Here is an 11,676-nt window from a genome sequence, read left to right as displayed (position 1 = left end):
ACTCACGTTATAACGGCCAGGTCACGACCGGAGGCACGTCCGCCGAGTGCATATCGTTCGCATACCGTCCTGCCAGGAAACGGTCCCGTCCTCACGATCGCAGCGAGGCGAGCCCTGCCGAGACCGTCAGGCTGACCCGCCGCGGCGAATCCGGATCCACGCGCAGACGGTTCTCCACGTCCCCGGCGGCGGCGTCGGTGGACACGGCGTAGGTCGCGTCGGGCAGCACGAGAGCGAGCCGGCCCGCGCTGAGGTCCGCCGTCAGTGTCCGGGGCGCGGACCCGGTGAGGCTGCCCTCGACGGACCCGGCGCTCAGCTTGAAGCCCGCGCGATCGACTCCGGCGAGATCCACGACGAGTCGCCCGGCGGAGACGTCCGCGGTGAGCGCTGCCGCTCGCCCCGACAGCTCCATCGATCCGGCGCTCACGGTGGCGTCCACCGTCCCGTACGTGCCCTGCACCCGCAGCGCGCCGGCGCTGAGCGTGAGATCGCCGTCGAGGGCGACCCGCTCCAGCGAACGGGGGAGGGTCAGCACCGCGGTGTCGCTGCGCCCGAAGGGGCGGATCGCGCTCCACCAGGAGCGCTCGGTCGTCACCACGAGCCGGTCGCCGTCGCGCCGCAGTCGCCAGTCCGCGGCGGCGCCGTCGACTGCGAGCGATGCGCGGTCCCCGCCGTAGACGATGCTCAGATCCGCGGCGGCCACGTCGACGGTGAGGGCGCGTACGTCCGCGGCATCCGCCGTCAGCGTGCCGCTGCCGCGCGCGGCGCCGGCGATCGCGCCGAGCGCCGAGGTGGCGAACGCGCCGAAGATCAGGGCGGCGCCGAGCGCGATCGTCAGGATCGCCACGACGCGGGCCGCCGGGCGTGGGCCGGTCGGACGCGGCGGTCCGTCGGGACGGCCGGCGGATGGCCCACCCGCGCCGGCGGTCGGCGGAGGCGGTGTGAGGGTGGTGGTCATCGGTTCGTTCCGTTCTCCCAGTGGATGAGGGCGGCCAGCACCCGTCGGTTGCCGTGTTCGTCCTGCTCGAGGTCGAGCTTTTGGAACAGCGAGGTGATGTGCTTCTCGACGCTCGCCTCGGTGACGAACAGCGTCTGTGCGATCGCCTGGTTGCTCTTGCCTTCGGCGATCAGCGCCAGCACGCTGCGCTCGCGTTCGGTCAGCCGCGCCATGCGTGCGTCGCGTCCGCGGCGGGTGAGCAGCTGCGCGACCACTTCGGGGTCGAGGACGGTGGCGCCCGCGCCGATGCGTTCGACCGCATCGAGGAAATCGCCGACATCGGCCACGCGATCCTTCAGCAGGTAGCCCAGCGCCGCGGACTGGGTGCTGATCAGCTCGCCCGCATACCGCTCCTCGACGTATTGGCTGAGCACCAGCACGGCCACCTCCGGATGTGCGGCGCGCAGGTGCACCGCGGCGCGGATGCCTTCATCGGTGAACGTGGGCGGCAGGCGCACGTCGAGGATGCACAGATCCGGGGTGGAGGTGGCCACGGCATCCATCAGCGCCCCGGCGTCGGGGAGCGCGGCGACCACCTCGTGACCGGCGTCGTCGAGGAGGCGCACGAGACCCTCGCGCAGCAGGGTGGAATCCTCGCAGATCAGGATGCGCACGGCACACTCACCTCCAGAGCGGTCGGACCGCCGTGGGGGCTGTCGAGGCGGCTCACCCCGCCGGCTGCCGCGATCCGATGCGCGATGCCGTCGAGGCCGCCGCCGGGCAGCACGCGGGCACCGCCGACACCGTTGTCCTCGACGCGTGCCCAGAGCACCGGCGCGCCCTGATCGGCGCCATCGCGTCGGCGCACCGTCACGCGCACCTCGCTGCCCCGCGAGTGCTTGGCCGCGTTGGTCAGCGACTCGGCGATGGCGAAGTAGACCGCGGCCTCGGCCGTGCGGCTGCACCGATTCGACGGGTCCCCGGAGGCATCGGGCAGACGCACGTCGAGGGTCACGGGGACGTGCGATCGCGCGGCCAGGGCGCTGAGGGCGGCATCCAGGCCCCGGTCGTCGAGGACGGAGGCGTGGATGCCGCGGGCCAGCTGGCGCAGCTCGGTGATCGCCGCCTTGGTCGAGGTGTGGGCTTCATCGATCAGCGCCTTGGCCGCGGCAGGATCGCTGTCGATCTTCTGCTGGGCCAGCCCCAGCGTCATCCCCACCGAGACGAGTCGCGGCTGGACGCCGTCGTGGAGGTCGCGTTCGATGCGCGTGCGCTCCAGTTCGCCGGAGCGCACCGCGCTCTCGCGCTGCGTGCCGGCGGCGCGGGCCTGCTCCACGAGCACCGCTTCACGGCTCGGCACGAGGACCGCCCGGGTGAGCACCGCATGCAGGAGCGCGGCGCCGATCAACAGCGCGAGGCTGACGATGATGCCCACGATGCCGACCGGGACGGCCGCCTCGATGCCGATCTGCACGTCCGTGGCGGGGATGCGCGCGGCATCCTCGCCGATCAGCGGCGCGAACAGCAGCACCACGCTGGAGGACAGGGCGCCGACGATGGGCAGCACGACGAGCCCGAGGATCGTCGAGATGCCGGCCGAAGCGACGCCGCGCCACATGGGGCCGTCGGTGAACTGCTGCCAGAGCGTCCGCAGCCATCCGGAGAACCCGGGCCGGGCGCTGTGGCGCACCGTCAGCGCGGGCAGGTCGTAGCCGTAGAGGCCGTCGACCCGCGCGTATTCGAGCCACGCGGTGGCCCACGTCGCGTAGACGAACGCCACCAGGAACAGCGCCCCGAACCCGAGAGCGGGCAGAAGGCCGACACCGAGGCTCAGCAGCAGCAGGAGCAGGCTGAAGATCGCGGTGCCCGCCAGCCCCATCGCCGCCAGCTGCGCGATGGCCCCGAGATGGGCGAGAAGTCCGATACGGCGGGCCGGCACCGTCGACGCAGGCGGCGGGGGTGCGGCGTGTGGCACGGATGCCGGGGGCAGGGCGGCGGTCTCTGACATGACTCCACGCTAGGGCGCGCCACGGCGCGGACGCAGGGAGCGGTCCCCCGAATCGGGGTGGGGTTATCCCCACCGGCCGGCTCCGCGCCGAGAGAGGGCGTGCGGAAGGATGGAGGCATGACCGTCCGCGACATCCGCCTGATCGCCGTCGACATGGACGGGACGCTGCTGCTGCCCGACGGATCGGTCCCCGACGGGCTGTGGTCGCTGCTGGGGCGGCTGCGCGAGCGGGGCATCGCCTTCGCCCCGGCCAGCGGTCGCCAGCTGGAGACGCTGCAGCAGACGTTCGCCGCCGTCGACGGCGAGCTCGACTACATCGCCGAAAACGGAGCGTACGTGGTCCGCGGCGACGTCGAGGTCAGCTCCGACGCGGTGGATCCGGCGGTCGCGGCATCCGTCGTCTCGCGCCTGCGTGCCGCCGTCGCGGAGGGGACCCTCCGCGCCGGACTCGTGCTGTGCGGCAAGAGGTCGGCGTACGTCGAGGACACCGACCCTCGGTTCCTCGCGGAGGTCGAGAAGTACTACGCGCGTCGGGAGGTCGTGGCCGATCTTCTCACCGTGGACGATCAGATCCTCAAGCTCGCGATCTACGACCTCGACGGCGGCGAGGAGCACTCCGCGCCCGCGTTCGCCGATCTCGCCCAGACCCACCGGGTCGTCGTCTCCGGTCACCACTGGGTCGACATCATGAACGCGACCGTCAACAAGGGGGTCGCGCTGCGGGCGCTGCAGGAGGCGCTCGGTGTGACGGCCGAGCAGACCGCCGCGTTCGGCGACTACCTCAACGATCTCGAGATGCTCGGTGCCGCGCACTGGTCGTACGCCATGGCCGACGCCCACCCGGAGGTCGTCGCCGCCGCGCGGTTCCGGGCGCCCTCGAATGCGGATGCCGGGGTGCTGACGGTCATCGAGGAGCTGATCGCACCGTGAGCGTGCGCCGGGCGTAACGTGGAGGCATGGTCATGATCCCCACGGTCGCGCTCAACGACGGCACGTCCTTTCCCGAGCTCGGATTCGGCACCTACAAGCTGCAGGGCGAGGACGGTGTCGCCGCGATCGAGGCGGCCATCGGCGCGGGCTATCGCCTGCTCGACTCGGCCGTGAACTACGAGAACGAGACCGAGGTCGGCGAGGCGGTCCGCCGCAGCGGCATCCGCGACGAGCTCATCGTGACGACGAAGGTCCCGGGCCGCGACCACGGCTACGACCAGACGATCCGCAGCGCCCACGCCTCCCTTGAGCGTCTCGGCCTGGAGCGCATCGATCTCTACCTCATCCACTGGCCGAACCCCAGCGTCGGCCGCTACGTCGAGACCTTCCGTGCCATGGTCGATCTGCAGAGCGACGGTGCGGTCGGCTCGGTCGGTGTTTCGAACTTCACGGAGCAGATGCTCACCCGACTGATCGAGGAGACGGGCGTGACCCCGGCCGTCAACCAGGTCGAGATGCATCCGTACTTCCCTCAGGCAGCGCTGCGCGCCTTTCACGCCGCTCACGGCATCCGCACCGAGAGCTGGAGCCCGCTGGCGCGGCGCAGCGAGCTGCTCGCCGAGCAGGTGGTCGCCGATGTCGCCGCCGCGCACGGGGTCACGCCCACCCAGGCCGTGCTGCGCTGGCACACCCAGCTCGGCTCGACCCCGATCCCGAAGTCGGCGACGCCGGCGCGTCAGCGTGAGAATGCGGATGTCTTCGGCTTCACGTTGACCGACGACGAGATGGCGGCACTCAGCTCCCTGGAGCGGGGTCGTCTGTGGGGCGGGGATCCCGAGACGCACGAGGAGATGTGAGCTTCCGCGCGAGCAGGCGGTCGCATCCCACGACGACATAGCCGACCGCGACGGGCCCCACGGTCAGCCCGCCGATCCACAACGCGACGCCGCCGACCCCGTGTTTCGCGACGTTCATGAACGGGTACGACACGCTCGTGCCGCCCGCGAACCGGCCCCTCACGGCGCTGTAGGTGTACGCGAACGCGACATACGCGAACGGGATGAGCACCCACAGCAGCGGGTCGTGGCGGCGCAGATGACCCTTGGGGACGAACAGCGCCCAGTCGATGATCACGAGGATCGGCGTGACGATGTGGACGAGATCGTCGGTGAGCCAGTTGGGACTCGCCGTCCACAGCCCCGACACGCGGGCGATGCCGATCACGATCACGAGCGCCGCCACGGCGCGGTCGCCGAAGGCGAGGATGCGGGAGCGCGCGATCATTCGCTCATGTGAGGGCTCACGCTCACAGTTGCGCGCCGTCGTCCCACGGGTCCTCGAGCTCAGGCGTGCGTCCGCGCCACGATTCGTATGCGATGAGCCAGCCGATCGAGACGATCACGGCCACCAGCACGCCGAGCAGCACGTTCTGCATGATGAGTCCGAACAGCACTCCCGCGCCGAGCAGCACCACGGTTCCGATCAACCAGCCGATGCGGCCGCGTGGCCATCCTCTGTGGGTCATGGCACCAGCGTAGAAGGTCGGCCCGGTGTCATCGCCCGCTCACCGCCCGCGGTGGTCCTCCGGCGCGAAGCGGGGACCGCGGCGCGGTTCGAGCCGGCCGCTCAGCCCGATCAGTCTGATCACGCGCTGGCGGTGCCCGCGCCAGGGCTCCAGCAGCTCGAGCATCCCGTCGTCGTCGACGCGGCGACCGGTCAGGGCGTAGCCCACCTGGTGGGAGAGGTGGTAGTCGCCGATGCTGACGGCATCGGGATCGCCGAAGGCGCGGATGCGCATCTCCGCGCTGGTCCACGCCCCGATGCCGCGGAGGCTCGTCACGGCGCTGTCGGCGGATGCCGGGTCGCGAGCGGCCCGCTCGATCGAGGCGCGCCGGGCGGCCGCCTGCACGATCGTCTGCGACTGCGGCGGTTCGAGTCCGGCGCGGTGCCACGTCCAGCTCGGAATGAGGTGCCAGTCGGCCGGCGGGGCGAACATCGGCCGGGGCGTCGGGCCGGGTGCGCGCTCGCCGCACCAGGTGAGGATCATCCGCCAGGCGCCGAAGGCCTGCAGCCCCGTCACCTTCTGCTCGAACACGGCGCTGATCAGCGCGTCGAAGACGAGGTCGGTGCGACCGAGCCGCAGATCGCCGTGCCGGTGATGGGTATCGGAGATGAGCGGATGCCGGTGGGGTTGGAAACCGTCGGGGTCGTCGTCGGCGCCGCACAGTCGCGGCAGCTGCTCCAGCGCCCAGGCGGCGCCGGTACCCCAGGCCGCGGCACGGACGCGGTCGCGTTCGATGCGCAACGCCAGGGTCGCGACACCCGCGGGCGTGCGCGTGGCCCGCCAGATCACGCCCTGGTGCTCGAGCTGCGACGGATCATGCGCGCCGCGCTGCTGCGGTCGTACGGCGCGCGCGACGTCGGTGAGCACGCGCGGCCGGTACTCGCTTTCGATCGGCCGCGGCGACGGAGGACGCGGGTCGCGCGTCGCCGGCGGCGCCGTGCGCGGCGGCAACCTCTCCCGCGTGCTCATGCCGTCACCCTATGTCAGGGCCTCCGACATCACGACGCGAGTGGCGTGGACGCGGATCAGAAACGGTCGGGCGAGGGTGTGCCGTGGCCGTAGCGGATGACGACATCGGCGTGGCGGTCGAAGCGGTATCCGATGCCGCGGACAGTGCGGACGATGTCCTCATAACGGCCGAGCTTGGAGCGCAGGCGCCGCACGTGCACGTCGATCGTGCGTTCACCGGGTGCCTCGTCGGCGTCCGCGTGGCTCCACAGCGACGAGACGAGCTCGGTGCGCTCGATGGTGCGGCCCTCACGGAGCACGAGGTATTGCAGCAACTCGAACTCCTTGAACGTGAGCTGCGCGGTCTTGCCCTCGATGTGCACGCGGCGGCGGGAGATGTCGATCGTCACCCCTCCGGGCACGTGGTCGTCCTCCGGCTCGTCCTGCTTCGTGCGGGCGACGGCGCTCGGCTCGTGGAGCGCGAGGCGCACGACGTCGACGTCGCGGCCGCCGGCGGACGCGGGCGCCAGGGCGACGGTGGCATAGGTCTCGGCGTGGGGGGCGAGTTCGCCGAGCGTGCGGCGCAGAGCTTCGACGAGCGTGGAGAGCGAGACGCCGTCTGCCGCCGCCTTCGCGTCGTCGATGCCGACGTAGAGAGCGAAGCCGCGCGGCGCGGTGCCGACCGGGACGGTGCCGGCGGCGGGGGTCGCCGTGCTCGCGGCCGGGGCGGCCACGGCGGGACGTTGCGGCACGTCGGAGACGGCGCGCAGGTGACGGACGGGAGCGGGCGAGGCGAGAAGAGCGGTGTTCGACACGGGAATGTCCTTCGGGGCGGAACCCGGGGCGTGCGGCCCAGGAGCGGGTTCGGGTGTGTGTTGCGTGAGGCCCGGTGCGAGATCAGCATCGGATGGGATGCGAGGGCCTGTGCGAGACAGCCGGCGTTCGCGTTGTGCGCGGCGCGGTGCTCGGGGGGTGGCAGCCGGCTGACGGAGGTCGGTCAGCGGCGGCGGGCGCACCCGGCGGGGTTCACCGTCAGTGGCACATTCGGCAACACATGGCAACGCGCGGCATCATCATGATGCCGGCATGTCCGTTCGCCTCCAGGGCGGACAGAGTGCGTGCGTTGTCAGTCATGGGCCTGATTATGACGAATCGCGTCGTGATGTGTCAAACCGCACGGATGCCGCCGTCACAAGATGACGGAATGTGACAGAGTGCATGGTCGTGAACGCCCCGACGACGCCGCCCGCCCGCATCCGCATCGTCGGGACCTCGGGCTCGGGCAAGTCGCGGCTGGCGGAGGACGTCGCGGCGCGGATGCATATCGCCCGGCTCGAACTGGACGCTGTGTTCTGGGATGCGGGGTGGACCTATCGCAACCTCGAGGAGGCTCGGGGACGCGTGCGAGCGTTCCTCGCCGCGCACCCCGAGGGGTGGGTCGCGGACGGCAACTGGAACTCACGGCTGCGCGGTCTCATGGAGCCTGGTACCGCCGGCGGGGCCGACGTCGTGGTGTGGGTCGACCACCCGCGTCGCGTCGTGATGTGGCGGGTGCTCCGGCGAACCCTTCGTCGCGGCATCCTGCGCGAAGAGCTCTGGCACGGCAACCGCGAGAGCGTGCGCTCGTGGCTGAAATGGGAGCCGGAGGACAACATCATCCGCTGGGCCTGGACGAGCTATCCGGGCATGCGCCGGCGGATGGAGGCACGGATCGCCGCGGGCGACCCCGTGCTGCGGCTGCGGGGCCAGCGCGAGGTCGACGACTGGGTGCGCTCGCTTGCCGCCGGTCCCGCGGCGTAGCCCCGCACCCGTCCCATCCCCGCCCCGCCCCCTGCGCCCCGGCGTAGCGTAGAGATATGACAGAAACCGCCGACGAGCTGTCGTTCAGCAACGAGCCCGACGCGTCGCGCTACACGCTGCGCCGAGGGGAGCAGATCGTGAGCGCGCTGGACTACCGCGACGACGGCCGCACCGTCGCGATGACGCGGGCGTACACCGTGCCGACTTTCCGGGGTCACGGCTACGCGGCAGAGGTCGTCTCCCGGGCCGTCGACGACGTCGCCGCTCGGGGCGATCGCGTCATCAGCCCGGTCTGCTGGTATGTCGCCGACTGGTTCGCGGCGCATCCCGAGCGCCGGTCGCTGCTGGCGCCGCCGCGGACCGCCTGAGTCGTCATCGCCTACCTCCTCGGCGCCGGCGCCGTCAAGGGTCTGGTCGGTCGCCGCGCGGCCCCGCACAGTGGGACGACCGAGGTGAGGAGAGCCCATGAGCACCGAGCGAGACGAACTCCCGGACGGCGTGATCAACGCCGAGCCCGCCGGAGGATGGGAGAGCGGGGCTGTCGCCGATGACGAGACGCGCGCGGCGTCGGAGCGCTCCGAGGCGGCCGTGGACGGTGTGTCAGACGGGTTCGTGGAGAGCGCCGAGATCCAGGCAGGGCTCGATCCCGACCTGCGTACCGACGAGCAGGCTCACGAGGACGAGGAGGCGCAGCGATGAGTGAGACGGACGACACGACGTCCGCTCGGACGCAGGACCAGCCCCGTCTCGACCTGCTCGAGACATCCGATCAGGAGCGCCTGGACGGGCTGATCGCGCAGCTGCGCGCCGACGTCCGCGGGCAGAACGTGGCCGTTGTCGACAAGGCCGTCCGCAGCCGCATCGCCGAGACGGGCGTGCCGGCCGAAGAGGAGGTCATCCTCGCGCTGATCGCCGAGCTCGCGGCGGACGAACAACCGCACTGAGCGCACGCGGCGCCCGTCGACGCAGCTCATTGCGATGACAGCCACCGGCGCAGGTCGCGGGCCGTCGGTCCTGCCGTGCGGATGAGAGTCTCATGACGGTGGCCCTCGACGACGAACGCACGTGAGTTCGGGATCGCGCCGACCACCTCGTCGAACCATTCGCGCGGAACGACGACGTCGAACTCGCCCCGCACGACGAGAGTGAGCGCCGAGACTCCCCCGTAGACCGCCTCCGGACGGTGAGTGAGCATCGCCCGCATCTTGCGCCGCAGGTTCGGTCCGGCCCGCACGTACTCGCGGGCGCCGAGCATCAGCACCTTCGGGCTCTCGCCCCACAGATCCCGCCCCAGGCGCCAGAGCCGGCGGAGCGCGCGGCGGTGATGGCGGTCGACGGTGGGGGCGACCAGGACGAGCCGGTCGACCGTGTCGGGGTGTCGGGCGGCGGTCTCGGTGACGACCTGCGTGCCCATCGAGTGCCCGAGCAGCACGACCGGGCCCCGTCCCAGATGGCGCAGATACGCGGCGACGAGGTCGGCCATCCGTTCGATCGTGGGCGTGGGTGTCGGCTCGGGAGCGTCGCCGTAGCCGGGCAGATCCAGCGCGACGACCAGTGCCTCCTCATCGAGATGCTGCACCAGGTCGCCGAACACCTTGCGACCCATGCCGATCCCGTGCACCAGCACCACGGTGCGCGCCGACGCGGCATCGCCGCGACGCTCGGCCACCATGCTCGCACCGCCGTGTGCGAAAACCTCGATGCGCCCGTCATCGGTCGGTACGCCCGTCATCTTGTCGATCGCGCGATCGACGGCATCCGTCAGCTGCGAGACCGGACCCCGGCGCGGCCTCGCTGGCCACGAGCGGTCAGAGCCCGGTGCTGATCACGGCGGCGAGCATGCTCGCAGCGCTGCTGCTGGTGGCCGGAGCCGTCCTGCTGATCGGACGCCGCCGCATCCGAAACGGCTGAGTCCGCACCCACCGCGACGGGCGGCTCGGAAACGGTCTCCGAGCCGCCCGTCCGCTGTGTCGTGGGACGGTGGCCACGCGTGAGGGGGCGATAACGTGGACGGATGACCAGTCCGGGTACCGCGAGTATCTCCCTCAACGGCGGGCAGCGCTGGCGCGCGTTCTGGGTCTGCGTATCCGTCGCGGCGCTGACGATCCTCGATCTGAGCAAGGTGAACGTCGCGCTGCCCTCGATCGAGAAGGCGCTGGGGGCCGGTTCGACCCAGCTGCAGATCGTCGTCTCCGGCTACGTGCTCATGTTCGGTCTCGCGCTCGTGCCCTTCGGGCGGCTCGGCGATCAACGCTCGCGCAAAGCCCTGTTCCTCGTCGGGTTGAGCCTGTTCCTCGTCACCAGTGTCGTCTGCGCCCTGGCGCCCACGATCGAGGTGCTGATCGCTGCCCGCCTGGTCCAGGGCCTCGCCGCCGGCATCCAGATGCCGCAGGTGCTGGGAACCATCCAGCAGATCTTCGTCGGCAAGGAGCGCGGTCGCGCGTTCGGACTGTTCGGAGCCACGATCGGTGTCGCCACTGCGATCGGCCCCACCTTCGGTGGCCTCATGATCGCCGTCGGCGGGGTGCAGGACGGCTGGCGGTGGATCTTCTGGATCAACGTGCCGCTGTGTGCACTGGTCATCGCCGGTGTGCTGGGCCTGCTCCCGCGAACGCGTCGATCGACGCCCGGTCGCCTGCAGCTGGACCCCGTCGGCCTCATGCTGCTCGCGTTCACGATCGTGACCCTCATGTGGCCCTTCCTCTTCACGACCGGCGCCCCGACCGACGATCCGCGTCGGTGGTGGAGCCTCGTTCTCTTCGTCGTCTTCGTGAGCGCGTTCACCTGGTGGGAGCGGCGGTATGCGGCATCCGGTCGCTCGCCGCTCGTGCCGTTCTCGCTCTTCTCGATCTCGTCGTTTCGCAACGGCACCCTCGTCGTGACCACCTACTTCACGGCGATCCCGGCGATGTTCCTGCTGACCACGCTGTTCCTGCAGATCGGCATCGGCACCGAGCCCGTCTTCGCCGGCATGGTGTCCATCGGCTTCGCCGTGGCCAGCGCCATCACCGCGTGGTTCGGCGGCTCGCTCGTCGCGCGGCTCGGGCGACCCCTCGTGGTCGGCGGGCTGATCGTGGTGCTCGTGAGCGTCGTCGCCCTCGCGATCGTCGCGTATACGGTGCCGGCCGGAGTCGTGGAGTACGCCATGGCGGGGGTCATGGTCCTCGCCGGTGCCGGCGCCGGCTTCGTCGTCGCGCCGAACCAGACGCTCACCCTCGCCGAGATCCCGACGCGCGAGGGGGGCCTCGCCGGTTCGGTCGGCCAGCTCGGCCAGCGCGTCGGCACGGCAGTGGGCACCGCGATCGGGCTCTCGCTGTTCTACTCGACGGTCTATCGAGAGAAGGACGGCGGGGGCGACGCGCTCGCGGTCTTCCACGATGCGTACGCCTACGGCATGGTGGCCGTCGGCGTCTTCCTGGGCATCGCGCTGCTGCTGGGGGTCATCGACCTCGGCGCGCGGCGCAGAGCGGCCCAGGACTGAGCCCACCC

The 11,676-nt window shown here is 71.2% G+C and carries 15 protein-coding genes; 7 read left to right on the top strand and 8 right to left on the bottom strand.

Annotated features, from left to right (window positions below):
- Window positions 1–91 precede the first annotated feature (91 nt).
- The 3 genes from JOE53_RS11045 to JOE53_RS11035 are packed head-to-tail and all read right to left on the bottom strand — an operon-like array spanning window position 92 to window position 2,945.
- Window positions 92–958 carry a hypothetical protein gene (locus JOE53_RS11045; RefSeq protein ID WP_204947752.1) on the bottom strand — a complete coding sequence of 289 codons (867 nt, stop codon included), beginning with the start codon at window positions 956–958 and terminating at the stop codon, window positions 92–94.
- A complete protein-coding gene (locus JOE53_RS11040) occupies window positions 955–1,611 on the bottom strand; it encodes a response regulator (protein ID WP_036290828.1) in 657 nt (218 codons plus the stop codon). The genes JOE53_RS11045 and JOE53_RS11040 overlap by 4 nt, the downstream gene beginning before the upstream one ends.
- Window positions 1,599–2,945, bottom strand: a complete 1,347-nt coding sequence (locus tag JOE53_RS11035; protein ID WP_204947751.1) for a sensor histidine kinase — start codon at window positions 2,943–2,945, stop codon at window positions 1,599–1,601. Before JOE53_RS11035 ends, JOE53_RS11040 begins: the two co-directional genes overlap by 13 nt.
- A gap of 117 nt (window positions 2,946–3,062) precedes the next feature.
- Between JOE53_RS11035 and JOE53_RS11030 the strand changes: the two genes are divergently transcribed.
- Window positions 3,063–3,875: a Cof-type HAD-IIB family hydrolase gene (locus tag JOE53_RS11030; protein WP_061683625.1), complete on the top strand. Its 813-nt coding sequence runs from the start codon at window positions 3,063–3,065 to the stop codon at window positions 3,873–3,875.
- Between the two features lie 26 nt (window positions 3,876–3,901).
- Window positions 3,902–4,732 (top strand): aldo/keto reductase, encoded by an 831-nt coding sequence (locus tag JOE53_RS11025; protein ID WP_061683624.1) that lies wholly within the window; start codon window positions 3,902–3,904, stop codon window positions 4,730–4,732.
- On the opposite strand, the gene JOE53_RS11020 is transcribed toward JOE53_RS11025, so the two are convergent.
- The 4 genes from JOE53_RS11020 to JOE53_RS11005 are packed head-to-tail and all read right to left on the bottom strand — an operon-like array spanning window position 4,671 to window position 7,202.
- A complete protein-coding gene (locus JOE53_RS11020) occupies window positions 4,671–5,159 on the bottom strand; it encodes a Pr6Pr family membrane protein (RefSeq protein WP_204947750.1) in 489 nt (162 codons plus the stop codon). The two genes, JOE53_RS11025 and JOE53_RS11020, sit on opposite strands and share 62 nt — an antisense overlap.
- Window positions 5,160–5,181: 22 nt before the next feature.
- Window positions 5,182–5,400 (bottom strand): hypothetical protein, encoded by a 219-nt coding sequence (locus tag JOE53_RS11015; protein WP_061683622.1) that lies wholly within the window; start codon window positions 5,398–5,400, stop codon window positions 5,182–5,184.
- Between the two features lie 39 nt (window positions 5,401–5,439).
- On the bottom strand, window positions 5,440–6,408 hold the full coding sequence (locus JOE53_RS11010; protein WP_204947749.1) for a DNA-3-methyladenine glycosylase family protein: 969 nt from the start codon (window positions 6,406–6,408) through the stop codon (window positions 5,440–5,442).
- 56 nt (window positions 6,409–6,464) lie between these two features.
- The gene (locus JOE53_RS11005) at window positions 6,465–7,202 is read right to left on the bottom strand and encodes a winged helix-turn-helix domain-containing protein (RefSeq protein WP_061683620.1); all 738 of its coding nucleotides are present in this window, start codon (window positions 7,200–7,202) and stop codon (window positions 6,465–6,467) included.
- Between the two features lie 403 nt (window positions 7,203–7,605).
- Here JOE53_RS11005 and JOE53_RS11000 point away from each other — a divergent pair, with 403 nt between their 5' ends.
- The 4 genes from JOE53_RS11000 to JOE53_RS10985 all read left to right on the top strand — a co-directional run bounded on the left by JOE53_RS11000 (window position 7,606) and on the right by JOE53_RS10985 (window position 9,131).
- Window positions 7,606–8,187 carry a P-loop NTPase family protein gene (locus JOE53_RS11000; protein WP_061683619.1) on the top strand — a complete coding sequence of 194 codons (582 nt, stop codon included), beginning with the start codon at window positions 7,606–7,608 and terminating at the stop codon, window positions 8,185–8,187.
- 56 nt (window positions 8,188–8,243) lie between these two features.
- Complete coding sequence (locus JOE53_RS10995) at window positions 8,244–8,555, top strand: GNAT family N-acetyltransferase (protein ID WP_061683618.1); 312 nt, start codon at window positions 8,244–8,246, stop codon at window positions 8,553–8,555.
- Window positions 8,556–8,652: 97 nt separating this feature from the next.
- Entirely contained in the window at window positions 8,653–8,886 is a 234-nt protein-coding gene (locus JOE53_RS10990; protein ID WP_204947748.1) for a hypothetical protein, read from the top strand.
- Window positions 8,883–9,131, top strand: a complete 249-nt coding sequence (locus JOE53_RS10985; RefSeq protein WP_204947747.1) for a hypothetical protein — start codon at window positions 8,883–8,885, stop codon at window positions 9,129–9,131. Before JOE53_RS10990 ends, JOE53_RS10985 begins: the two co-directional genes overlap by 4 nt.
- Window positions 9,132–9,157: 26 nt before the next feature.
- Here JOE53_RS10985 and JOE53_RS10980 read toward each other — a convergent pair whose 3' ends face one another.
- On the bottom strand, window positions 9,158–9,919 hold the full coding sequence (locus tag JOE53_RS10980) for an alpha/beta fold hydrolase (RefSeq protein WP_204947746.1): 762 nt from the start codon (window positions 9,917–9,919) through the stop codon (window positions 9,158–9,160).
- Between the two features lie 282 nt (window positions 9,920–10,201).
- Between JOE53_RS10980 and JOE53_RS10975 the strand changes: the two genes are divergently transcribed.
- Window positions 10,202–11,668: an MFS transporter gene (locus JOE53_RS10975; RefSeq protein ID WP_204947745.1), complete on the top strand. Its 1,467-nt coding sequence runs from the start codon at window positions 10,202–10,204 to the stop codon at window positions 11,666–11,668.
- Window positions 11,669–11,676: the final 8 nt, after the last annotated feature.

Source organism: Microbacterium laevaniformans (assembly GCF_016907555.1).
In the GTDB taxonomy this organism is placed as follows: domain Bacteria; phylum Actinomycetota; class Actinomycetes; order Actinomycetales; family Microbacteriaceae; genus Microbacterium; species Microbacterium laevaniformans.
Note: the sequence above shows the minus strand (reverse complement) of the source record. Positions and strands in the feature narration are given on the sequence as shown.